We start from the raw sequence: 25,186 nt of genomic DNA on the forward strand, positions 1-25,186 counted from the left end.
TTTATTGTGATTGTTTTATGAGCGATGTGTGTTTATTGTTAAATAATTCTTCTATTTGTTAGAAAAAACTAGAAATATTACAAATTTAGCTCACACTTATAGATATCAAGCCGATAATAGATATAGACAATAAAATAAGGTAGCACAGTATGGCTTCAGGCTTCTCTTTTCAAAACCTAAGCATAACAAAAAAAATACATGCAATAACATGCATTGCGGTAGTGGCTTTCATAGTGATCGTATTGATAAACTATTTAGCTATGAATGATAATAAGGTTTCTCTCGATGAAATGAGTAACTCATCGTATAAGGTTGTAAAAATAACGTCGCAAAACGTAGGGCTTTTAGAAAAACTTGATGAACTTTATACCCAAGCGGTTACGTTTGGTGAGCAAGATCTTATAGTTAAAGCAGACGAGGTATATCAAACTTTAGAGTCTAATATTACCTTAATAACGCAACTTAATAACTCCTACATTAATAACGATATTATTAATGAGTTGTCAGATTATGAAAAAATATCCTCAAGTATTGCTACAGGTATGGTTAACGGTACTGCTGATTTTAGTAAGATTCAGCAACAAGCGCAGCTTAAAACAAGTTTATATGGATCTGTCTTAGAAAGTTTTAAAGGCGCTCAACAAAAAGCGGATAATCGTTTTTTTGAACTGGTTGCCAACACTAAAGCGCGCTCTGATGAAGCATTAACTCTAATGTTAGCTGTATCCATTATTTCATTAATTTTATTATTGTTTATGGCTATTTGGATTGCTAAGAATATAGGTTCATCTGCGAGTGATGCAGCTAACAACCTTAGTTTATTAGCAAGCGGCAATGGTTCTTTAAGCACACAGCTATCTGTTAACTCAGAAGACGAAATTGGCCAAGTCTCTATTAATTTTAACGCATTTATTTCTTTACTAAGAGAAACAGTTCTTGAAGTTATTGCTGTATGTGAGCCTTTAATGGAAAACTCAACACGACTAGTTCAAGGTATGGAACAAGCTGAGCGTGCTACAACAAAGCAAACCACAGATGCTGAAATTGTTAAGCAATCTATGGAAGAAATGAAGCAGAGTGTTGGTGATATATCAGAATCTGCAGCTAACGCTTCTCACGCAGCTGAAACGGCCGAGAAAGAAGTTGAACAAAGTCGTACACAAGTACAGATGTCAGTTACCGCTTCTCGTACGCTCAGTGATGAAATTAATCGAGCTGCAGGGACTATTAATAAGCTTGCGGACGATACAAAAAATGTATCGCAGATTTTGAATGTAATTACGTCTATTGCAGATCAGACAAACTTACTTGCTCTTAATGCTGCTATTGAAGCTGCACGAGCAGGTGAACATGGAAGAGGCTTTGCTGTAGTGGCAGATGAGGTTCGTGAACTGGCTTCTCGCACTGCACATTCTACTAATGAAATACGTGAACTATTGGGATCATTAACGACTGCCGCAAATGAATCTGTAGCTGCTATGACTTCAGCACGTGATATGGCAACAGATAATGCTACAGCCGCAGAAAAAACAGGTATTTCAATAGAGAAAATCGCAGAGCAAATGTTAGAAATTAATGGTATGAATTCGCAAATAGCAGCAGCAACTGAAGAACAAACATCCGTTGCAGCTATGGTAGTAGATAATGTGTCAAATATGCATGTATCGTTCGAAGATACTATGGACTCACTACTTGCTGTACGCGACGTAGCCAAAAACCTACATTACCTATCTGATAACCTATTAGATGCAACCGCTAAGTTTAGAATCGAGTAAAGCTTAGTACTGAGCCAGTATAAAAATCTACCCTAGGATTGATGCCAGTTAGTTAACCGCTGACTGGCTTTTTTGTTTGGATAATTGGTTTGACATACCTAGTATATGTCCACTCTCGCTTTATTAGTAATATGTGATGCTCTACTTTAGCTTACTATTGCTCTATTTATTTAGGGATGCTCCCTGAGATCTCAATAAACATAGTCTGAATTAAGTTAATAATATTAATTGCACACGTCGTAACACTCAGTTGACAGAAGTCTTCTGAATTGGGTGCGTAGCTATTGGCTAGAGAAAGTGTTGTAGTGGGTTGCAAAAAAAGGCCTCTGAATAAATTCAGAAGCCTTCATAAAGGAACCCGAAGGCCGGTTTATCGATTAGTTAAATATTTCTCAACCTATCTGTATTAACCTCTGGGTGGTTTTTTATATCAATTTCACTGCTAAAAGGTCGCAATAACTTTTACTTTATCGGTCACTTTAGCGCTATCAACATAGCCAATTGCATTTCCATTAGCTGCAACAAAATCAATAACAGCTTGGTCAGATGTTAGTTTTTCAGGCGGGGTACCTTTACCTGTAAATACAAGCTTTGACCAATATGCATTTAACTGACTGCTAGACTTACCCACTACTTTGTCGTTAAATTCATCAGCTACAGATGTACCGTCTTGATTTATAGGATTAACTTTATCGCCATTACTAAATGACTTACTTTTTCCCAGATAAATCTTTTTTATTGTGTCAGCATCTACAGAGCTAGCATTGCTTGGATTAATAATCACAGCAACTTCTGCAAATACATTAATTGAGCACAATGAAAGTGCACTTACTAAAATTAATTTTTTCATCATAAGCTCCAATTAAAAGACAAGATCTACACCAACAGCTACAACATCCGTCTCTGTATCAGTTATGTCATCTTCAAAACGACTAAAGTCGATCTTGAAAGCAGCGGAAGGATGAAAATCATAACGTGCACCAATTGTGTATACGTTACTTTGTGCACGAAGACCTTCAAGAGCACCATTTACAGCTGAATTTAAGGTTGGTATTGACTCAATGGTATTAAAACGTGATGAGTCATGTTTGTCATCATTGTCTTCATAAGTAAAATGAACAATTACACTGTCAATACGGTAACCAACTGATGCGTAATACTGTGACTGTTTTGGTAGTATACTGTCTTCAACCTCAAATTGTGTATATTCGGCATCAAACAAAAAGTTTTCATAATCAATAGAAAAACCAACGCCAACGAAGCTCGTTTTATCTTCTTCAGTGATTAGGTCATTCGCAGTATTAGTTAAGCCACTATCAGACAATACACTTACGAGACCAATTAGGCCGCTATCCTCTGAAGAAATGCTAGTGTCGGCCACAATGTATGCAGCTCGCGCACTGAACCAGTCGTATGATAGACTCCAGTTTATACCGCCTAAATTATTTAATTCAGCAGGTAATTCTGTTCCAAATACGTCAATATCACCATCGAATGCACCATAAAAGCCTTGAAGCGTAGAATCCCAATCACCCAATTGAGAGCTGTAAACTACACTAACTCCTTCATAAGTTGAAAATGGGATACCGTATACTGATTTTGGCGGACGTACCCAGCGATAAGCATAACCTACATCCAAGAAATCAGAATACTTGTAAAAAGGAACACGCATTTTACCAGCGCTAAATTGCAGTTCATCGCTGTATTCATAAGTAACGTATGCCCATTCGAATGTAGCGTCAAAGTCATCCTCTCCACGCGCAATAATTTGAGCCGTAGCTGTTAGCTTTTCATGTAGGTCTGCAGATAATTGTAAAGCGAATTTACTCTCATTTTTAAAAGAGATATCGTCATCATAGCCGTACAAAGTACTGTCACTATCCAGACTTTTACCACCGACAATTGATGCAAAACCATTAATTCTTACCTCAGCACTAGCATAGCTAGATGCTAAAACTGCACATACAGCCACTGCTACAGATAGCTTTTTCATATGTTGTTCCTATTTGTTATTTAAATGTTGATTTCTTTATTAGTATAAGTGCATAACGAGTATTTATCTAATAAACAGAATGGTTTAAGGTTTTTATTTAATTTTTAGTCAATATTATTTTGTTTTTTAAATTAATCAGGTGCGAATGTTTGTGTTTAAAAATGTTTAGTACTGTTTCGGGTATAAAAATATGCCACCTGTAACTTATTTTTATAATTTTATCTGTAAGCCATCAGAGCTGTATTTACTGCTACATAAAGTTGCTATTACTTAACTCTATGTATTTCACACAAGTTACTTGGTTTAAATGTTTATATTTTATGTAAATATATAGTCGAAATTATTAATAAGTAAAGTTAGCTATAAGCAAATGGCAACTTTCTAAACGGAAGTTTTAGTATAGGATTAAATTTGTCTTAGAGAGGTTGTTCAAAGGAAATGGCGCGGATGAAGAAGCTAACTTGGTTTTTATTATGTTGCTTTGCAATGAATGCATACAGTTACGATGAAGTAAGTCTTTTGATAGGTTATATCTCGCTATTTAGTGTCTCCATTACACAAAATAATACTTTGTAGTTCTATCAGATGACCTCGTGAGTATAAAACTAGTGATTAATTGAAATTCACCTATGGAGAGTCAATGCATTCTGAAAGTGGTGGCCTTCGTTATCAGTAATTACTACTCTAGGGCCTGGCCCAGTATTTGCTGGAGATCTGAAAGTTTGTGGGCCGGGCCACTGCTTTGTACAATAAGTAATATCAATACCTTGTAATTATTCAGGTATTAATAAGTAGTAAGGAGAAAAGTATAATTTTTATTTGCAGTATTAAGTTCGAAAAAGTGGGTTTTTGATATTGACTCGACATGAAAGGCACTTCCAGAGTGCTGTTTAAGAAAAGAAAGTTGCTGGTTGTATAGGGTATTTAAGTGGGGCCAACTTTTACTTTATGCTTTCAGTTGAAATAATAATTCAGAGTCAAAGTCGAGTAGACACAATAAGGTTTCAAATAAGCCCGCTTAACTATTGATCTTATTTAAGTTTTTTTGACACCAAAGTAATGCTTGTTGCTTATTTTTTACAGCAATTTTTTGATACACTTTATGTAAATGGACGCGAACAGTAGCCTCACTTATAAATAAAGTGTCGGCAATTGCACTTGAATGTAAGCCAGAAAATAATAAGTTTAATACTTTCATTTCCTTGCAGGTTAAGTTGTTTGATTGCAGAGTAGTTTGTTGTTCACTCGCTAGCATTTGCCTCATCCAATCATCGGTTACTGCACGAGGGAACCATAACTTTCCTTGTTCAATGGCTTCTAATCCTTGTTGAAGTAGTACTTCGTCAGTGCCTTCGTAAAACAATCCTTTTAAATTTGGCCACTCTTTTAATGCTAGTACATCGCAGTCTTTTGGGACATCAAAAATTACCAGTCCTTGGTGACCATTTTTTAGCATGAATTGATTAATAAGTTCATAATTGGTAATGACGTTTAAAGCTTGATAATTAACAAGTAAAACGTTGAAGTCAGCTGCAACACAAAAAAGTGAAGTGTAATTTGGATTTGTGAAGCATTTGAGGCTTTTATCAGCTGTGTTTTCAATATTCATAATATTCTATCCATAGACTACATTTTAGTACTATATTCTTATTTTTAGTTAATTTCAATGGTAGGAGAATGTGTTGTAGCTCTTTTTTTATACACTAAAGTACATGTGTAAAGTACGTTTTATGTGCTTTTTAAAATTGTATTTATGCGGTTTTTTGTTTTAAAACAGCTTTTTAGTTAGGTTGATATTAATGTTCTTCATTTATGATAATCCACCTAAAGCTAACAATGCCTAAATTGCTTTTATTCTTTATACATTTATTCAAATAATTTATACATTTCTTCACAATTCTGTCATATAATACCCATCCAGAGGAAAGATGCATTACGCATCTTTTTTTATGCCTGAAATTTATACTCTTAAGTATAAATGCATAACTAAATCACACGGTATCCTTTGGAGAATATTTTGAAATTACGTAACCTCTCACAGTTAAGTCTAGCAATTTTTGCTGCACTCACTACCTCTGTAAACGCCGAAGAAACTAAAAAAACAGCTAAACAAGACGCATTTGAAAAGATAGAAGTCACAGCTCGTAAACGTACAGAGAGCCTGTTTGAATCTCCAACCGCTATCACTTCAATTGGCGCTAACCTAATTGATAAAGCCAATATGAGTAACCTAGAAGATATTGGTAAATATGTTCCAAACTTGAATATTACCCGCTATGGCGTGGGCAATTCTGCGCATGCGTCTGTATTTATCCGCGGTATAGGTTTGCAAGATCACATAATAACTACCGATCCGGGTGTGGGTGTGTATCTTGATGGTGTGTACTTAGGTCGCCAAATGGGTTCTAACTTATCATTACCTAATGTTGAGCGTGTTGAAGTGCTTCGTGGCCCGCAAGGTACTTTATATGGTCGTAATACATTAGGTGGCGCTGTAAATGTAATTACAAAGCAACCTGGTGATGAAGGTATTGTTACTACTACAGCTAAGCTGGGAAGTCGTGGACGTATTGCCGGTGATGTTTATTTTAATAACTCACTAACAGATGATGTAAGTATGTCTGCAAGTGCATCGTACAAAACACGTGATGGTGTGGGCGAAGCTGTTAATTTAGCAAACCCAGAAAAAGAAATTGGTGAAGAAGAAGAATTTAGTGGTCGTGTTGCACTTAAATGGCAAGCAAATACCGACTTAGCATTCACTTTTTCTTTAGATGGTGTTGATAACGAATCTGGCCAATCGCCTTATACAATTGAATTGACAGACCCACTAGACTCAAATGATGTTTTTAATGGCGACTTCCCATTATTGACTCAAGATTTAATTCCATCAGACCCTGATGATTTAGGCACAACTGTTGCGGGTATTGAATCTACCTCTTACTCAGGTTGGGGCACATCGTTTTCAGCCGATTGGGCAATTAACGATACTTATACCACTAAGTTTATCTCAAGCTACCGTACATCTGAGTATGAAGGTGGCCTAGATGATGATGCATCACCTTTAAACTTGTCTGAGTTTCCAGAGGAGGGCGGTGCTGATCAGTACTCATTTGAAGTTCAGCTAAATGCAACATTCGATAATATGGACTTTGTATCTGGTCTTTACTTTTTTAATGAAGATGGCTTTACACGTTCAGGCCCATTTGTATTCAGCCCATTTAATACACCTAATGGCTTGTTGAATGATGGTGTAACAGAATCATTTGGCGGTTACGGCGAATTTGAAATTAACCAAGAAACTAATTCGTATGCAGCATATATAAATGCCAGCTACGATTTAACTGACGATTTAACGGTTGGTGGTGGCCTTCGTTATTCAAAAGATAAGAAAGATGCAAATGCTATATTCCCATCATTTCCAACTCGTAAATATGTAAGTGCAGATTTTGATGCAGTTACGTGGGATGTAAATGCATCTTATCAGCTTAGCAATAATATGAATGTTTATGGCCAGATTCAAAAAGGCTATCAAACAGGTGGTTTTCCACCGCGTCCATTTGGTGGACCAGATCAATTTGTATCGTTTGACGAAACAAAAGCGATTAACTACGAAATGGGCTTAAAAGGCCAAGTACACGAAAATGTATCTATGATGCTTGCGGTATTTGTGACTGATTACACCGATTTAGCATTACCGTTTTCAGATCCAACAGCGGGTGGTGGCTTTGTAACAATTGTAGAAAATGCGGGTCAATCTAAAGCGCAAGGTATTGAGCTTGAAACAACTGTTGCTATTACCGATGACTTTACTATTCGTAGTGCAGTTGGTTATTTAGATTCTGAAATAACAGAAGTGGCTGAGGGCGTACAAGGCATAGGTAAAGGCGATTCACCAGCACTGACGCCACGCTGGACTGTCATGGTTGCACCTTCTTACTTTATGGATTTAGAGAGTGGCGCAACACTTGCGTTTAATGCTAATTATTCGTATCGCAGTGAAATGCAAGGTCAATCAGTTTACAACCAAAGTGAGACCATTGATTCTCGTGAACTAGTTGGTTTTAATATTTCGTACACTAATCCATATGGCGATATGGAAGTTACACTGTATGGTGAAAACGTTCTAAACGAAGTTTACGATGTTGGTCGCCTACAACAATCAGGTTTTGTTGGTGTAATGCGTAGTAATGACCGCAGTGAATTTGGTTTGAAATTCAAAAAAGATTTTGAGCTATAAACTAAAATCAAGTAAATAAAAATTCAATGTAATTGAAGTTTATTTTTCATAATAAAGGCCGAATCATGCTGTGATTCGGCCTTTATATATTCAATAGTAAAATTATTATCCACATAATTTAAATCCCTAATTTAAATTGCTGATTTAAAACAATCAACATAACCACTTTTAAGTATTTGTATCAGCTAAAATGCGCCTTTTTAGTTTGTGTAAAGGCTTGGTTGTTCGTTACAATGGCGCCACTTAATTGCCAAACGGACTCAGTGATGAAAATTCTTGCCGATCAAAATATGCCTTTAGTTGAGCAGTACTTTGCAGACTTTGGTGAGGTTGAGCGTTTTGATGGTCGTAAATTAACGCCTGAACAATTAATAAATGTAGATGTACTCCTTACTCGTTCAGTGACTAATGTTAATCATGAACTATTGGCACAAGCTAACAAGCTGAGCTTTGTGGGCACTGCCACAATTGGCATTGACCATATTGATACGCAATTACTACATGAAAGAAATATTGCTTTTACCAGTGCTCCTGGTTGTAATGCAGTTGCTGTAGCTGAATATGTAATTAGTAGTTTATTTGCATTAAGCCAAGAAAATGCGCGCCTATTGTGTGGTCAAACAATTGGTATTGTAGGAATGGGTAACATTGGCACGTGTTTGTCGCAAAAATTAAAAGCATTAAATGTCGACGTACTGTTATGCGATCCAATTAAGCACGAACAGGGCTTACTACAAGAGCATGTAGCGCTTGATGAGTTATTAGCGCAATCAGATGTTGTTACTTTTCATGTTCCACTTATTAAAAGTGGCGAGCACAAAACGCTGCACATGATGAATAAAGAGCGATTACAGGCACTTAAGCCAGGAACCACGCTAATTAATGCAAGCCGAGGCGACGTAATTGATAATCAAGCATTGCTTGAGGTAATGGAAGCTGGGGCTGATTTAGATATAGTACTTGATGTATGGGAAAAAGAGCCCAATATTCTAACTGAATTACTAGAGCATGTGCGTTATGCCAGTGTGCATATCGCAGGGCATACACTTGAGGGGAAAGCACGAGGTACACAAATGTTGTATCAAAAATTGTGTGACCTAAAAGGTGTAGAGGTGAGTAAATCGTTGGATGATTTTTTACCAATACCTGCTATTACAAATACAACTATTACGCAAAGCCTAAGCGAGCAAGATATTGCCCGTTTGGTGCATTTAATTTATGACGTACGCCGCGATGACGGAATTTTACTTCGTCATTTAGAAGGTGAGGGCTTTGATAGTTTACGTAAAAACTATCCGGTAAGGCGAGAATTTAGCACCTTATTCCTACAAGGTGATAGCCCACAACTAGCAGCACTTAGTCAACTTGGCTTTAGCATAGCTAAATAATTATTTAACTAACGATGTTGTTTTAATGTCGTTTATAGAGGAAGAAATATGTCGCAAAAATATAACGTTGCCGTACTTGGCGCTACTGGTTTAGTAGGCCGTCAAATCATTGAAACGCTAGCAGATCGTAAGTTTCCTGTAGATCAGCTTTTTTTACTTGCGAGCAGCCGCAGCGCAGGTGAAGACATAAAGTTTCGTGGTGAGACCATTGAAGTACTTGACGTTGAAGGCTTTGATTTTAGCCAAGCGCATATAGGTTTGTTTTCTGCTGGTGGTAGTGTATCTGAAAAATATGCTCCTATTGCTGCTGATGCCGGCTGTATTGTAATCGATAATACATCGCACTTTAGAAATGATTTTGAAATCCCACTAGTGGTGCCAGAAGTTAATGCTTCAAGCCTAGCTGATTTTAGGAATCGTAATATTATTGCTAACCCTAACTGTTCAACTATTCAGATGATGTTAGCACTTAAACCAATTTATGATGCTTACGGAATAGACCGTATTAACGTATCTACTTACCAAGCTGTATCGGGCGCAGGTAAAGAAGCGGTTGATGAACTTGCAAAGCAAACAGCTAACTTGATGAATGCACGCCCTATGGATAATAAAGTATTTCCAAAGCAAATTGCATTTAACGTTATTCCTCAAATTGATAGCTTTGAGGATAATGGCTATACACGCGAAGAAATGAAAATGGTAAATGAAACTCATAAAATTTTGGGTGATACCACTATTGCAGTAAATCCTACATGTGTACGTGTTCCCGTGTTTTTTGGTCACTCAGAATCAATTAATATTGAAACGCGCATGCCTTATGACTTTGAACACGTTAAGCAACTTTTAAAAGACGCGCCTGGTGTCGAGCTAATTGATGATGAAGGTGATTACCCTACAGCAGTCTCTGACGCTAGTGGTAACGATACTGTTTATATAGGCCGATTACGTGCTGATATTTCTCATCCTCATGGATTAAATATGTGGGTTGTAAGTGATAACACTCGCAAAGGTGCTGCAACTAACAGCATTCAAATTGCAGAAGAGCTTATTGCTAATTACATGTAATAGTTAATAGCGCTGAACACACTTTAGAAGCGGTAAACATTATTTGTTTGCCGCTTTTTGTTTATAGAGCTTGTCAATTTTTTGCCGTTTATTTTTAAAAGTATAAAAACTGATTGATAACACTCAATAAATTAATATTTATAAAGATGTTTTAAGGCATTTATTTTCAAGGTGTTGCGATGGATATTAAGCCTTAACTGGTTTATAGTTTGTAATTGGAATAGAGCTTGCAATAAAAATAGATTGTAATAATAAATGCGAGTCAGCCATTTGGCTGATAACAGCAATAATCAACAATATTTATGCACTTAAGCTTTAAGTGTTTTGTTAATATTTAAATATTAAAGGATCAGCATGCGCGGTTTAGTTACACTTATTATATTAGCGTCTGCATTGATAGTAACGCCTGTTTACTCTCAAGACAGTACCCAATTAAAGGGGCCTAAAGGCGTTGACTATGGTGCGCAAGGGCGATCTATTGGGCCAATTAAACCAACAGACACACTTTGGCGTATAGCGGCTAAAGTGCGCCCAGATAACTCCGTCAGCATTTATCAAGTTATGCAGGCCTTGTATAACAAAAACCCCAACTCATTTTTAGAACAAAATCTTAATCATATTCAAAATGGTGCCTATTTAAAAATCCCTACTTTAGCCGAAATAAAAGGTGTAAATACACAGCTTGCAAAACAACGCTCAGAGCAAGATGATGCATTATGGGAAAAGAAAAAAAATGGCACACTTACGCAAAGCGAAATTACCTCAGCACAAACAAAAGTAACTCAAGCTCGTAAAGTCGATGTAGACGATGCCAAAAAAGAGATACAGAAAGAATTAAATGAAATAAAAACAGAGCAAAGTACTAAGCTGGTTGAGTTACAACAACAATTTAAAAATTCTGTAAGCAATGTAGAAGAAATTTTAGTTGAGAATAATAATCTTAAAAAACAATTATCAGGTATTTCAAACGAACTCGAAAACTTACGCTTGCAGTTAGGACAAGACAGTGAAATTCAAAATCAATTAAAAGAACTAATTGTTAAGCAAAACGAGATTATTGCACAACAAAAAAAACAAGAGATAGTACCAAAAGAATCGTTTGATTTAAGCTCATTATTTTCAAATCCGATAGTGCTGGGTTTATTAATGTTTATTCCTGGGCTACTGATTATTTTTGCAATTGTTATGTTTTTACGCAAACGAGCAAGTAATCAAGAAGAGCCACAAAACGATGATGACTTTTTACCACAAACCCCAATTTACACTGGCGATGATGATTTAGGTCCAAGTTTAAATGACGATCCAATTGTACCCGACCCTTTAGATGACTTGAGTGTTCAACTTGATGATAATCTTGAAAATGATATGTTGCCTGATGATGATTTGGATGACGGCCTAGATGATTTTTCAGGTGGTGAGAATTTACTCGATCAGGATGAGCTTGAAAGTCTACTAAGTGATGACATTGTTTTTGATGATGAAAATACCGATGACGATGATGAACTCGATATTTTTATGCAGCAAGGGTTTGATCAACCTTCAGATGAAAACACTGAAGATATTGATTTAGACTTATCTGATGACTCAATAAACAATGATGAAATTCTAACTAATGATGATTTAGATAGCTTGTTTGATGAAGACGATAGTCTACCTGAGTTTGATGCACCGCAAACAAGCGAAGCTTTAGAGGATGATAGCTTAGAGTCTCATGATGAAATGGCGGCTTTAAGTGAGGAGCTTGCAGATGATGATAATTTTGATATAGATGAATTATTAGATCAAACATCAACAGAATTAGATACCTCAAATAACACTTCAGCTGAACTTGATACAAGCGACGACTTTGATTTAGACGATATAGATAGCTTAATTGATGAAGCGAATGACCCAAAAAGTGATGTGGCAGATGACTCAATTGATGCAGAGTTACTCGACGAAGATGAACTTCTAGAAGAAAGCGACGATTTTGATTTAGATGACATAGATAGCTTAATTGATGAAGCAGCGGTTGACACTGCAGATGATTCATTAGTTGAGGAAAGCGACGATTTTGATTTAGATGACATAGATAGCTTAATTGATGAGGCAGCGGTTGATACTGCAAATGATTCATTAGTTGAGGAAAGTGATGACTTTGATTTAGACGACATAGATAACCTAATTGATGAGGCAGCAGTTGATACTGCAAATGATTCATTAGTTGAGGAAAGTGACGACTTTGATTTAGACGACATAGATAGCTTAATTGATGAGGCAGCGGTTGATACTGCAAATGATTCATTAGTTAAGGAAAGTGATGACTTTGATTTAGACGACATAGATAACCTAATTGATGAGGCAGCAGTTGATACTGCAAATGATTCATTAGTTGAGGAAAGTGACGACTTTGATTTAGACGACATAGATAGCTTAATTGATGAGGCAGCGGTTGATACTGCAGATAAATCATTAGTTGAGGAAAGTGACGACTTTGATTTAGACGACATAGATAACCTAATTGATGATGAACTAAAAAATTCAGATGTAAGAGATTCAGAAATTGATAATGCATTAGCAGACTCAGTTGAGGATTTAGCAGATGCTCAAGAAGAATTAAATGTTGATGATATTGAGTTGATTGCTTCATCATTAAATGAAGAGCCTGAACTTACAGAAGAGCCAGAGCTTGAAGAAGAGCCTGAACTTACAGAAGAGCCAGAGCTTGAAGAAGAACCAGAGCTTGAAGAAGAGCCAGAGCTTGAAGAAGAACCAGAGCTTGAAGAAGAACCAGAGCTTGAAGAAGAACCAGAGCTTGAAGAAGAACCAGAGCTTTACGATGAGCCAGAACTTGAAGAAGAGCCTAAGCTTGAAGAAGAGCCTAAGCTTGAAGAAGAGCCAGAGCTTGAAGAAGAGCCAGAGCTTGAAGAAGAACCAGAGCTTGAAGAAGAGCCTGAGCTTGAAGAAGAGCCAGAGCTTGAAGAAGAGCCTGAGCTTGAAGAAGAACCAGAACTTGAAGAAGAGCCTGAGCTTGAAGAAGAGCCAGAGCTTGAAGAAGAGCCAGAGCTTGAAGAAGAGCCTGAGCTTGAAGAAGAACCAGAGCTTGAAGAAGAGCCAGAACTTATAGATGTAACGGTTGATGATTTTTCAGACACATCAGAGTCGCTTCTTGATCCTGAAGATGCACTTGAAGAATATACAGATGATACTTTAAAGAGCGTTGATGAGCTTTTAAGTGAGCTACAACAGGCCACTGATGACGACTATATAGAAACACCTGATTGGTCTTTAGATGAGCTTGATGATGATCTTGAAGAAATAGAAGTTGATCTTGGTGACGATCCGCTAGCGGGCGACGATGACTCAGATCTTACTGAAATTGAAGAGCAGCTTGATAGCGAGCTTGTAACGCCAAGTGAAGAGTTGGATGAATATCCTGAACTTGAATTAGACGATGATCAATCATTATTAGAGAATGAGCCTTCGTTTGAGCCGCAAGAGCTTAAAGGAGATGCATCGGGTGATGAAAATGCAGTAGCACTTAGTCAAACAGAGAAAGATCTCGCAAATGCGCTTATGGCAGATGGTGATTTAGATAGTTTAGAAGATGATTTTGATGATGAACTATTAATTGATAATAACTTCTCTGAATTAGAAACTGAAACGGAGATTGAAGATGAGTCGCTTGATGATGATTTACTTCAAGAAATTAATAATGAGGTTGATTCTGTTGAACCACCAAGTATTGAAGATGACATCAAACCTCTTAACCTTGATGAAGTTCAAGAAACATTAGAAAGTGAGTTACCACTTACCCCTGAAGAATTACAAGGGGATGATTTAGATGGTGAGGCACCGGGAGTCGCTTCCAGCCAAGCTGAGCAAGATTTAGCAAACGCACTTATGGCAGATGCTGATTTAGATAGTTTAGAAAATGATTTTGATGATGAGATTTTAATTGAAAATGATTTTTCTGAATTAGATGCTGAATTTGACGAAGATAGTTTAGAGCAAGCACTAACTGATGAGTTATCAGACGAATCGCAAGAGCAAACAAATGCAGAGCGCGAAGCACAGTTAACAAGCTTAGATGAAGTGGGTAGCACTGATATTAGCTCTGACGACGAACTTGATGAAGAGTTTATGTCGAATTTGACGCAAACTGATTTTGATTCATTACTTAGTGAGTTAGCAGAGCCTGAAGACTTAAGTGTTGATGACCGCAGTGAATTTGATGTTGACTTTGACAGCTTGCTAAAAGAAGACTTAGAGACAGATGATTCATTAACTACAAAAGAGTCACTTGTTGAAAGTAGTGATGTTGAGCAACTTGATAATGATGAATTTGTAGATATTGATTCATTATTAGAAGAAAGTGACGACGCTGAACTTGAACACGAACCTTACACCGACGTTAATATGGATGTCGGTTTGAGTGAGTTTGATGCATTACTTGCAGGTGATAACCCAACGGATGTTGATGCTGAAAGTGGTGGCTACTCAGCTAAACTTGATTTAGCGCGTGCTTATATTGAAATTGATGATTTTGATTCTGCGCTTAAAGTTATTGAGGATGTCATTAACAAAGGTCCTGAAGAAGTTCAAGAGGAAGCACTTAGCTTAAAAGCTAAACTAAAATAATTAAAATGTTTATAAGAACCCGTATCTAGCTTAGCTAAATACGGGTTTTTTTATGTGTATTGGTTTGATTACGACAGGTCTCCTTTTATTGCATCGTTAGATAGCATAAAATGCCTCGTTCATTAGCACAGTAGGTAAAACGGTAATTATGCGAGTAGCACTTGGAGTTGAATACAACGGCGCACGTTATAGTGGTTGGCAGCGTCAATCACATGTAAATAGCGTACAGCAAGAAGTAGAAAAAGCGTTGTCGCGTATTTGTAATCATCCTGTTGAAGTTATATGTGCAGGGCGTACAGATGCTGGTGTGCACGGTACAGGCCAAGTAATACACTTTGAAACGCAAGCTGATCGCGATATGGTCGCATTTACACTAGGTATGAATACTTTAATGCCTAAAGATATTGCTATTCGCTTTGCCCAACCGGTTGCTGATGACTTTCATGCCCGTTTTAGTGCTACAGCTCGTCGTTATCGCTATGTTATTTATAACTCCCCCCTACGAGGTGCGGTATTAAACGAGGGTGTTACGCATTTTCATCATCATCTTGATGAAACAAAGATGCAAGAGGCGTGTCAGTACTTAATAGGTAAACACGATTTCACCTCTTTTAGAGCGATACATTGCCAAGCGAATACACCGACAAGAACAATTCATCATCTGTCGGTACAGCGCCAAGGTACTTACGTTATTATTGATATTAAAGCGAATGCATTTTTACATCACATGGTACGTAATATCACAGGCAGCTTAATGGATGTTGGTTTACATAAACAACAACCTATATGGATAAAAGAGCTACTTGATTGTAAAGAACGCGCAAAGGCCAGTGCTACCGCTAAGGCTGCTGGTTTGTATTTAGTGGATGTTGACTACCCTGAGCAATTTAATATTCCTCAAACACCTTTAGGCCCTTTATTTTTGCCTGATATAGATGTGGTATAAGTACTTTTTATGAGCACTTTTAACTACTAAGACCAGTTTTTTATACCGCGTTAGTGTAATTCATGTTTTAATTGAAAAAATTTGTCTGCTAATTGCTATTAGCAGGCTCGCGACACAGAACAGTATTAAGAGAGTTGCAAATGAGTTGGCTAGAAAAAATCTTACCTAAAACGACAAAATCATCAGGTCGTAAAGAAATCCCAGAAGGTGTTTGGGCTAAGTGTACATCGTGTGATTCAATTTTATATAAAGCTGAATTAGAAAAGTCATTAAACGTATGTCCTAAGTGTGACCACCACATGCGTGTTAGTGGCCGTAAGCGCCTAGAGCACTTTTTAGATGAAGGTGATCGTCAAGAGCTTGGTACACAACATGAGCCTAAAGACATTCTTAAGTTTAAAGATTCTAAAAAGTACTCTGACCGTATCAGTGCAGCCCAAAAAGCAAGTGGTGAAAAAGATGCACTTGTAGCTATGAAAGGCCGATTAAAAGGTATTCCAGTGGCAGCGGTAGCATTTGAGTTCTCATTTATGGGTGGTTCAATGGCTTCTGTTGTTGGCGCTCGCTTTGTTGATGCTGTTGATCAATGTTTAGAGCATAACATGCCGCTTATTTGTTTTTCTGCATCAGGCGGAGCACGTATGCAAGAAGCGCTTATGTCGCTTATGCAAATGGCTAAAACAAGTGCTGCACTTGCAAAAATGACGGAAAAAGGTCTTCCATTTATTTCAGTAATGACCGACCCGACAATGGGTGGTGTATCTGCATCACTTGCTATGCTGGGTGATATTAACGTTGCTGAACCTAAAGCGTTAATTGGTTTTGCAGGTCCTCGTGTTATTGAGCAGACTGTTCGCGAAACATTACCTGAAGGTTTTCAGCGTAGTGAATTTTTGCTAGAACATGGTGCAATTGACATGATTATTGACCGCCGTGAAATGCGCGATACCCTTGCACGCATTTTAGCTAAATTTATGAACTTGCCTTCTACGGAGCAAGAGCATAGAGTAGCGTAAATTTCAGCTTTACTGATTACACGCTATGACAAAAACAATTCCTAGCCAATCATCAAGCCTTGATGATTGGCTTTTTTATTTAGAAAGTGTTCACCCAGCTAACATTGCAATGGGCCTAGAACGAGTTGCTAATGTTGCCAACAATATTGGCCTTTTAAACACTCCAAGTAAAATTATTCTTATTGCCGGTACAAACGGTAAGGGCACCACTGCACGTTGCTTAGAGTCGCTATTGCTAGCGCAAGGTTTTAGCGTGGGTACTTACGCATCTCCTCATTTAATTCGTTATAACGAGCGTGTACGAGTTAATGGCGAAGAACTGGCAGACCAATTTCATATAGATGCTTTTCACCAGCTTGAGCAAGGCCGTAAAGACACTCCTCTGACTTATTTTGAATATGGTACTTTGGGTGCGTTGGCAATTTTTAAACGCTGTAAGGTCGATTATGTATTACTAGAGGTTGGTCTAGGCGGGCGCTTTGATGCTACAAATATAGTAACTCCCTTTGCAAGCGTGATCACCACTATCGATTTAGATCATAAAGAGTACTTAGGTGATACACGAGAGTTAGTGGCTTATGATAAAGCCGGTATTTTTCGTGAAAATACGCCTGCTATTATAGGGGATTTAAATATTCCTCACACAATGACTGATTACGGCAAAGAAATTAATGCCAATATGACGTTGTCGGGCAGTGACTTTATTTTCAAAGAGAATGCTGAGAGCTTTAATTGGCAATATAAAGAACATAATCTTGTAATAGATAAGCCAGCAATACCGTGTCAAAATGCAGCAACTGCGTTAACTGCGCTAAGTGTTTTAAGCTTATTACCTAGTGAGCAAGTCATACGAAGTTGCCTCGCTAATTTAGTTGTAGAAGGGCGGTTTCAGCAGTTAAGCGCTGAGCCTTTAGTCTTTACCGATGTAGCACATAACCCTGAGTCGGCGCGTTATTTAGCCAATAAGTTATCAAGCTATAAAGATAAAGGCTTTAAAATTCATGCATTAGCCGCTATGCTTGCTGATAAAGATAAAGTGGGTGTACTTAAAGAAGTAAGTCACTTGGTCGATGAGTGGTCATTAGCGAGCTTAAGTGGTCCGCGAGGCGACACTGCAAGTAATTTACAAAATGCGCTGCAGGGTATATCTCATCATAATACTATCAATAGCTATGATAGTGTGGCACAGGCACTGAGTGTAATTTTACCAAAACAACAAAGTGATACTATGTTGATTGTATTTGGTTCATTTTTTACAGTGGCCGGCGCTATTAATTACTTTAAAAAATAGAGAGGATGTCGGTGAACTCAAGTTTTATTAATCGCTTAGTCGGAACAAGTATAGTAGTGATCGCAGCAATTGTGTTTATCCCTAATATACTCGATGGCGAAAAAGTGCATTATAAAGAGGGCTTTAAAGCGATACCTGATCGCCCTGAGTTCAAAACAATCGATCTTCAAGAGTCAATTGATGAAAACATGGCTAATGCTGAGCCACTAAAACAAGATGAAATTGAAGATATTCAAGCTGACGATGAAGCTTTTGAGCAGCAAAACGCTATGGATGAGAGTGACTACGCTGTAGAGAATAAAGTTGTTGAAGCGACTATTGAACCCAAAGCTACACCGAGCACTAAGGCACCGGTTCAGGCTAAACCAAAACCTATTGCGCCTCGTAAAAGTGATGAAAACCTAACAAGTATGGCTTACGTGATTCAATTAGGTAGTTTTTCACATGTTGCAAATGTAAAAGCATTACAGGCTAAATTAAAAGTTGAAGGGTTTAAAACGTTTACTAAACCGATTAAAACCCCAAATGGGACGTTAACTAAGGTATTTGTTGGTCCTTCGCTTGATAAAAATGAATTACAAAAGCAGCTTCCCCAGCTGAAAGAGCTTACTAAATTAAATGGTAAAGTTACGCAATACGAAGTAACAAAATAATTAAAAAAAGGCTTGTATCACAAGCCTTTTTTTATTTATTTATATTTGTTTTTATCATTATCTTTATCTCACAATACCCATTCTATAATGTTAATTTTTTGTATTGACTACAGCCCAGTAATCTCCCGTTTAAACTTGCATACTAACGATGTTTGGGTATAGAATGCGCCCCAAATTAGCGACTAATTGGTTCTTATGATCTGGGTTGATTACGCCATTATTGGCATCATTGCATTGTCTACCATCATCGGTTTAATACGCGGCTTTGTAAAAGAAGCAATGTCATTAGCGGTATGGGCTGGCGCCTTTATCATCTCTAGCTTATTTTACCAATATTTAGCTTCCTTCCTAACAACCATTTCTGAACCCCTTTTAAGAAATGCTGCGGCCATAGCCATATTATTCTTTGCGACGCTACTGTTAGGCGGTTTACTAAACTATATTTTAGGTGAGCTTGTACATCGTACTGGTTTATCGGGTACCGACCGTGTCTTTGGCATAGTGTTTGGTGCTCTACGAGGCGTGTTGGTCGTGAGCGCGTTACTCTTCTTTCTTGATGCTTTTACTGGTGCACCCAATACGCACTGGTGGGGCAATTCTATTTTGATTCCAGAATTTGGCTTTGTTGTTGAATGGTTCTTTTCGTACCTAGAAAACAACTCGAGCTTTTTAAATTCAGTAAACCGTTAATCGGCGAGGATAAATTACATGTGTGGTATCGTTGGAATAGTCGGAACATCCCCTGTGAATCAGGCGATTTATGATGGCTTAACTGTTTTGCAGCACCGTGGTCAAGATGCCGCGGGTATCATTACCATTGAGAATAATACGTTTAGCTTGCGCAAAGCAAATGGCTTAGTGAAAGATGCCTTTCACACACGTCATATGAAACGACTACAAGGTACAATTGGTCTTGGCCATGTGCGCTATCCTACAGCAGGATCTTCAAGCTCATCTGAAGCACAGCCTTTTTATGTTAACTCACCGTTTGGTATAGCACTTGCCCATAATGGCAACCTTACTAATGCAGAAGCTTTAAAAGAGCAGTTATTCTCAGAAGCACGTCGTCACGTTAATACAACATCAGACTCTGAAATTTTACTTAATATCATGGCACACGAATTAAGCAAATCTGATAAGTTGCATTTAGACCCTGAAGATATTTTTACTGCGGTAACCGAAGTAAACAATAAAGTAAGCGGTGGTTATGCAACTATTGCTATGATTATCGGCCACGGCATTGTTGCTTTTCGCGACCCTAATGGTATTCGCCCACTTGTATTTGGTAAACGCGAAACCGAAAAAGGTACTGAGTACATGTTTGCCTCAGAAAGCGTTGCGTTGAAACCGGACGGTTTTGAGTTTGTACGTGATGTTGCCCCTGGTGAAGCTATATATGTTACAGAAGAAGGTGAATTCCATTCGCTCAGTTGTGCTGATAAGGCATCTTACTCGCCGTGTATTTTTGAATTTGTTTATTTTGCTCGACCTGACTCAACAATAGACCGTATGTCTGTGTACGCAACACGCGTAAACATGGGGACTAAACTAGGCGAAAAAATTGCACGTGAATGGGCTGACAAAGATATTGATGTAGTTATCCCAATCCCAGAAACTTCATGTGATGTGGCACTGGAAATTGCACGTGTACTTGATTTACCGTATCGCCAAGGTTTTGTTAAAAACCGTTATATTGGCCGTACATTTATCATGCCTGGCCAAGAGATGCGTAAAAAATCAGTGCGTCAAAAGCTAAACGCAATTGATCGCGAGTTTAAAGGTAAAAACGTATTATTGGTTGATGACTCAATTGTTCGTGGTACAACATCAGCACAAATTGTTGAAATGGCCCGAGAGTCTGGCGCTAAAAACGTTTACTTTGCATCAGCGGCACCTGAAATACGCTTCCCTAATGTGTACGGTATTGATATGCCTTCAGCAGCTGAGCTTATTGCTCACGGACGTGAAGTAGAAGATATTAACGCAAGTATTGGTTCTGACGGTTTAATCTTTCAATCGTTAAAAGATTTAATTGCTGCGGTTAGCCAAGAAAATCCTGAAATTACTAAGTTTGAAACTTCAGTATTTGATGGCCAATATATTACTGGCGATATTGATCAAAACTATTTAAATCGTATTGATAAGCTACGTAACGATTCAGCAAAAAGCACCCGCGAAAGTGCGATGTCTTCAGGTTTAGAGATACACAACCAAGACGAAAATGAAGCTGATTAATAGTTAGTTAATAAAAAGTCGTTACACAAAAAAAGGAGCTAATTAGCTCCTTTTTTGCGAAGGAAAGAAAGGGAACATTTCTATCAAACACACTCTTTATTAGGTAAACTTTATTAAGTAAACATTGGGCTAACAATCCCATTTGTCCAAAGCATAGCTGTTACAGCTAAAATAATAACCAGTAATATTAATCCACACGTTACTACCGAGCTGGCGTAAATAAAGCCACGCTCTTCTGGGATATGCATAAGTATTGGTACGCCGGTGTAGAGTAAATAAACCGAGTAAGCCAGTGCAATAATTCCAATACACACTACAAACCAAAGTACAGGCCAAAAAGCGGCGAGTGCCGACATAAACACTGGTGTTGCAGTATATGCTGCAAGTTCAAGTGTTTGTGTAAATGTAGGTTTAGAGCCAAATGTAACCGCCATCCAATGGGCTAAATACGCCAATGCAAAAACACCCGCTATTAAAGCAAAATACATTGCACCTGCAATTAGCAGTGCACTATCGTGCGTTAAAAATACGGGATTGCCTGCACCTATACTCCATCCTAAATAAACAGATGAGTAGTAGCCCATTATTGAAGGAAATAAAGCAATCAGTAAAATATGCGACAAACTATAGGTTAAACTTTCATGGCGATTATCTATTGTTTGCCATTCTTCAAGTGGGTGAGCATAAATGCCCCAGAGGTGATTTAGTATCATAGTACTTACTCCATAAAAGGAACGTATTATTGTTTTGGTTGGTTTATTTTTATACAGCCTATGTACAGTTATGGTTCACTTATTTTGCAAAGTCAAGTTAACTCGTTATTAACATTTAGACGCAGATAAGGGCTTTGATTTATCCCAAGCAAAATTTCGTGTTAAAATAACGGTCTATCAAATTTATTTAGTAATGAGCAGTCAACGTGCCACATAGCCAACTTTTAGAGCCGATTAATAACTTTTTATTGTGTACCACCCCAGAGCAATGGGTGGAGCAAGCAATTAAAAAAGAAAACTTATCAGTCATTTTAATAGATCACTTAATTTGTGAATTAAAAGCAGCTCAAAGTGCGATGTTTTTAATACGTAAATACGCGGTAGATAAAGAGGGTAGTGATGCATTACTCGAGTGGCTAAAGCCATTTGAAACGCTTATTTACAAGCGAGAAGGGAATTGGCGCGATCTGGCTGCTAAAAATAAGCTCACTAAATCAATAATTCCTAAATCGAGTTCTCCATACGGGCAAGGTCTAATCGATAAAATGGTTTTGCTGATAAAAGAAGAGCTGCATCACTTTTATCAAGTGCTCGAAATTATGGACGAGTACGGTGTTGAGTATCGAAGTATTACACCATGTCGTTACGCAAAAGGCATGCTCCGTCATGTTAAAACGTTCGAGCCCGATGCATTAGTCGATAAGTTAATAGTAGGCGCTTATATTGAGGCGCGTTCGTGTGAGCGTTTTGCAAAGCTTGCACCGCATGTTGACAAACGTTTAGGTGATTTTTATATTTCGTTGTTACGTTCAGAAGCGCGTCATTACCAAGATTATTTAACTTTAGCGCAAGAAATTGCTGATTTTGATATTACCGATCGCGTAAACTTTTTTGGTGAAAAAGAAAAAGAGTTAATTTCGACAACCGATACTGATTTTAAATTTCACAGCGGTGTTCCCACTGTTTAAATACCCTCATTTTCTTTTAAAAAATTAATATATTCTGCTATTTTCTGATTGCTGAAATTATGTTTTTTCATAATTTTAGCAATGCGTCCATTTTTAGTTATTATATCAATTCCTCTATTAAATTTTTGTAAGTATTCTTTGGCTCTATAATTTGATTTAGAGACAACTAAATATAGTTTATGAGAAGCAAGATCTGGCGATAAGTACTCAATATTATTATCATCTGAATCTTCGGTTTTAGTGTGTTCAAGCCAATAATTTCCAACCTCTTTAGTACCCGCGACTAAATCAATACGCCCTTGTTGTAGTAAATATAAGCTTGTAGGAAGGCTTTTAGTGGACGTTATTGCCAGCTCCCTATTTCTAGCAAACTCTTGGCTTACAAAGGCATTGTCTTCTGTGCCAATACTATAAGGTGTTAATGATTGAACTGTACCGTCGAAATTAATAACACTCTCTTTTCGTTTGAAAACTCCTGAGTGAGCAACTGCAAGTGGACGAGAGTAGTAAAAAACTTCATTTCTTTTTAATGAATAAAAAGCACCTAAAATAGCGGTTTTTCTGTTTTTTTCTAATAGCTTTAAAGCGCGATCCCATGTCGTGAATTCTGATTCGCTATTAATACCTTGCGTTTTAAGAGCTGATTCGGCTATTTCATATAGCCAGCCATTACTAGGTAGGTTTTCGCTAAAATAGGGAGGATAGTTTTCTGTAACAATTTGCCATGTTTGCTTGCTAAATACTTGTGTAGGAATGGCAATTACTACGATGAAAATTAACAGCTTAATCATTCAACCTCTCACTATTATTCATATATATAGATAAATAATAGTCAGAATTTTAAATTATGCGAAAGGCGTGCTAATTAATTCTTGTGATTGAGGGGTAACGACTAAATAAGAGCCTTGGGTATACCAGTCACCTAGCACTGTGCGAGTAAGTGTTTGTTCATTAACTTTATACGTATGAACATTAGGGCGGTGAGTATGACCATGAATCATATTCGTAACGTTATGTTTGGCAAAGGTGGCAAGTACAGCCTCATCGACAACGTCTAAAATTTCGATAGGTTTATCAGCTTGGCTTAACTTACTTTTTTCGCGGGCATTACGCGCTATTTTTTTACGATACCAAAGCGGCATTGCAAGCATCAATTTTGGCCACCACCAACCACGGCTCTTTTTACGAAAGTTTTGATATTCAGTGTCTTGAGTGCACATTTCGTCGCCATGTAAAATAACGGTAGGCGTGCCATATAAATCAATGACTGTTTGTTCATCGAGTAATGTCATTGCGGCCATGTCGGCATATTGCTTGCGCATAATGAAATCACGATTGCCATGTATAAAATAAACAGGTGTGCCACCATCATTAACGGCGCTTAAATGTTTTGCTACATCGGCACTCAGTGCAGTAATGTAGTCATCTCCAACCCATACTTCAAAAAAATCACCCAAAATATAAAGTGCATCTACATCTTTATTTAATATATGTGTATTTAAAAAGTCAAAAAATGCAGCGCTAATGTCGGGGCGGTTTTCGCTTAGGTGTAAATCTGCAATAAAGTAAGTTTGGCGTGTCATAGGTCAGTCTATTCTAGTTTAAAAAAAACGGGCATATACTAATAGTATACACCCGCTTATATACTCACATAATATGAGTAAACGTTACTAGTTAACAGTAACGCTTTCGATGATCACATCTTCAAGAGGTACGTCTTGGTGAAAACCAGTACTACCTGTTGCAACTGCTTTAATCTTATTTACTACGTCCATGCCTTCTACTACTTCAGCAAAAACACAATAACCCCAACCTTGCGATGTTTCGCTGCTGTGGTTTAAAAAGTCGTTGTTGTTCACGTTAATGAAAAACTGTGCTGTAGCTGAATGAGGATCAGGTGTACGTGCCATAGCTAAAGTGCCTACTTTATTAGACAGGCCATTATTCGCTTCATTCTGAATTGGGTCGTTTACTTCTTTTTGTTCCATACCTGGAACAAAACCACCGCCTTGAACCATAAAACCATCGATTACACGATGAAAGATAGTGCCGTTGAAAAAATCAGCATTTGCATACTCTAAAAAGTTTTTAACTGTGTTTGGAGCTTCTTGCTCAAACATTTTAATGGTGATGTCACCAAAATTAGTGTGTAGAACAACCATGTGTTTTCCTATATCCGGTTTAAATATTGACGCTATTTTATCGTAGTTGGCTAAGATTAACAAAGTAGATGTTTGGTTTGTTATAAAGCGCTAGAGCAGGGGCTTTTCAAGTGGTAACATA

The 25,186-nt window shown here is 37.6% G+C and carries 19 protein-coding genes; 12 read left to right on the forward strand and 7 right to left on the reverse strand.

Going from position 1 to position 25,186, the window contains the following annotated elements; translation table 11 throughout:
- The first annotated feature begins 149 nt into the window (after window positions 1-149).
- Window positions 150-1,775 (forward strand): methyl-accepting chemotaxis protein, encoded by a 1,626-nt coding sequence (locus tag GQR45_RS05770; protein WP_024590962.1) that lies wholly within the window; start codon window positions 150-152, stop codon window positions 1,773-1,775.
- Window positions 1,776-2,217: 442 nt separating this feature from the next.
- On the opposite strand, the gene GQR45_RS05775 is transcribed toward GQR45_RS05770, so the two are convergent.
- The 3 genes from GQR45_RS05775 to GQR45_RS05785 form a co-directional block, all read right to left on the reverse strand.
- Window positions 2,218-2,625: a phosphate ABC transporter substrate-binding protein gene (locus GQR45_RS05775; RefSeq protein ID WP_024590963.1), complete on the reverse strand. Its 408-nt coding sequence runs from the start codon at window positions 2,623-2,625 to the stop codon at window positions 2,218-2,220.
- 12 nt (window positions 2,626-2,637) lie between these two features.
- Window positions 2,638-3,768 carry a porin gene (locus tag GQR45_RS05780; protein WP_165725398.1) on the reverse strand — a complete coding sequence of 377 codons (1,131 nt, stop codon included), beginning with the start codon at window positions 3,766-3,768 and terminating at the stop codon, window positions 2,638-2,640.
- Window positions 3,769-4,786: 1,018 nt separating this feature from the next.
- The gene (locus GQR45_RS05785) at window positions 4,787-5,377 is read right to left on the reverse strand and encodes a LuxR C-terminal-related transcriptional regulator (protein WP_165721603.1); all 591 of its coding nucleotides are present in this window, start codon (window positions 5,375-5,377) and stop codon (window positions 4,787-4,789) included.
- Window positions 5,378-5,785: 408 nt separating this feature from the next.
- On the opposite strand from GQR45_RS05785, the gene GQR45_RS05790 reads away from it, so the two are divergent.
- The 10 genes from GQR45_RS05790 (at window position 5,786) to purF (ending at window position 21,222) form a co-directional block, all read left to right on the forward strand.
- Window positions 5,786-8,008, forward strand: a complete 2,223-nt coding sequence (locus tag GQR45_RS05790; RefSeq protein WP_165725399.1) for a TonB-dependent receptor — start codon at window positions 5,786-5,788, stop codon at window positions 8,006-8,008.
- A 266-nt stretch (window positions 8,009-8,274) separates the two neighbouring features.
- Window positions 8,275-9,396, forward strand: coding sequence for a 4-phosphoerythronate dehydrogenase (locus GQR45_RS05795; RefSeq protein WP_165725400.1), 1,122 nt, complete (start codon window positions 8,275-8,277; stop codon window positions 9,394-9,396).
- 48 nt (window positions 9,397-9,444) lie between these two features.
- Window positions 9,445-10,461 (forward strand): aspartate-semialdehyde dehydrogenase, encoded by a 1,017-nt coding sequence (locus GQR45_RS05800; protein ID WP_007586655.1) that lies wholly within the window; start codon window positions 9,445-9,447, stop codon window positions 10,459-10,461.
- Between the two features lie 354 nt (window positions 10,462-10,815).
- A complete protein-coding gene (locus GQR45_RS05805) occupies window positions 10,816-15,081 on the forward strand; it encodes a FimV/HubP family polar landmark protein (RefSeq protein ID WP_165725401.1) in 4,266 nt (1,421 codons plus the stop codon).
- Between the two features lie 148 nt (window positions 15,082-15,229).
- Window positions 15,230-16,027 carry a tRNA pseudouridine(38-40) synthase TruA gene (gene truA / locus GQR45_RS05810; protein ID WP_007584098.1) on the forward strand — a complete coding sequence of 266 codons (798 nt, stop codon included), beginning with the start codon at window positions 15,230-15,232 and terminating at the stop codon, window positions 16,025-16,027.
- Between the two features lie 140 nt (window positions 16,028-16,167).
- Entirely contained in the window at window positions 16,168-17,043 is an 876-nt protein-coding gene (accD, locus tag GQR45_RS05815; RefSeq protein ID WP_007376856.1) for an acetyl-CoA carboxylase, carboxyltransferase subunit beta, read from the forward strand.
- Between the two features lie 25 nt (window positions 17,044-17,068).
- Window positions 17,069-18,334, forward strand: coding sequence for a bifunctional tetrahydrofolate synthase/dihydrofolate synthase (folC, locus tag GQR45_RS05820; RefSeq protein WP_024590974.1), 1,266 nt, complete (start codon window positions 17,069-17,071; stop codon window positions 18,332-18,334).
- A gap of 11 nt (window positions 18,335-18,345) precedes the next feature.
- On the forward strand, window positions 18,346-18,987 hold the full coding sequence (locus GQR45_RS05825) for an SPOR domain-containing protein (protein ID WP_165725402.1): 642 nt from the start codon (window positions 18,346-18,348) through the stop codon (window positions 18,985-18,987).
- A gap of 195 nt (window positions 18,988-19,182) precedes the next feature.
- Window positions 19,183-19,677 carry a CvpA family protein gene (locus GQR45_RS05830; protein WP_007376853.1) on the forward strand — a complete coding sequence of 165 codons (495 nt, stop codon included), beginning with the start codon at window positions 19,183-19,185 and terminating at the stop codon, window positions 19,675-19,677.
- An 18-nt stretch (window positions 19,678-19,695) separates the two neighbouring features.
- Window positions 19,696-21,222, forward strand: a complete 1,527-nt coding sequence (gene purF, locus GQR45_RS05835; protein ID WP_007580920.1) for an amidophosphoribosyltransferase — start codon at window positions 19,696-19,698, stop codon at window positions 21,220-21,222.
- Window positions 21,223-21,335: 113 nt separating this feature from the next.
- On the opposite strand, the gene GQR45_RS05840 is transcribed toward purF, so the two are convergent.
- A complete protein-coding gene (locus GQR45_RS05840) occupies window positions 21,336-21,935 on the reverse strand; it encodes a Yip1 family protein (RefSeq protein ID WP_007580923.1) in 600 nt (199 codons plus the stop codon).
- Window positions 21,936-22,141: 206 nt separating this feature from the next.
- Here GQR45_RS05840 and miaE point away from each other — a divergent pair, with 206 nt between their 5' ends.
- Entirely contained in the window at window positions 22,142-22,903 is a 762-nt protein-coding gene (miaE, locus tag GQR45_RS05845) for a tRNA isopentenyl-2-thiomethyl-A-37 hydroxylase MiaE (RefSeq protein WP_101217603.1), read from the forward strand.
- On the opposite strand, the gene GQR45_RS05850 is transcribed toward miaE, so the two are convergent.
- The 3 genes from GQR45_RS05850 to GQR45_RS05860 all read right to left on the reverse strand — a co-directional run bounded on the left by GQR45_RS05850 (window position 22,900) and on the right by GQR45_RS05860 (window position 25,065).
- Complete coding sequence (locus GQR45_RS05850) at window positions 22,900-23,694, reverse strand: transporter substrate-binding domain-containing protein (protein WP_165725403.1); 795 nt, start codon at window positions 23,692-23,694, stop codon at window positions 22,900-22,902. The genes miaE and GQR45_RS05850 overlap by 4 nt on opposite strands.
- 54 nt (window positions 23,695-23,748) lie before the next feature.
- The gene (locus tag GQR45_RS05855; protein ID WP_007580929.1) at window positions 23,749-24,486 is read right to left on the reverse strand and encodes a UDP-2,3-diacylglucosamine diphosphatase; all 738 of its coding nucleotides are present in this window, start codon (window positions 24,484-24,486) and stop codon (window positions 23,749-23,751) included.
- An 87-nt stretch (window positions 24,487-24,573) separates the two neighbouring features.
- A complete protein-coding gene (locus tag GQR45_RS05860) occupies window positions 24,574-25,065 on the reverse strand; it encodes a peptidylprolyl isomerase (protein ID WP_007580931.1) in 492 nt (163 codons plus the stop codon).
- Window positions 25,066-25,186: the final 121 nt, after the last annotated feature.

The sequence above is a fragment of the Pseudoalteromonas sp. SA25 genome, assembly GCF_011378705.1.
GTDB classification, from domain to species: domain Bacteria; phylum Pseudomonadota; class Gammaproteobacteria; order Enterobacterales; family Alteromonadaceae; genus Pseudoalteromonas; species Pseudoalteromonas arctica.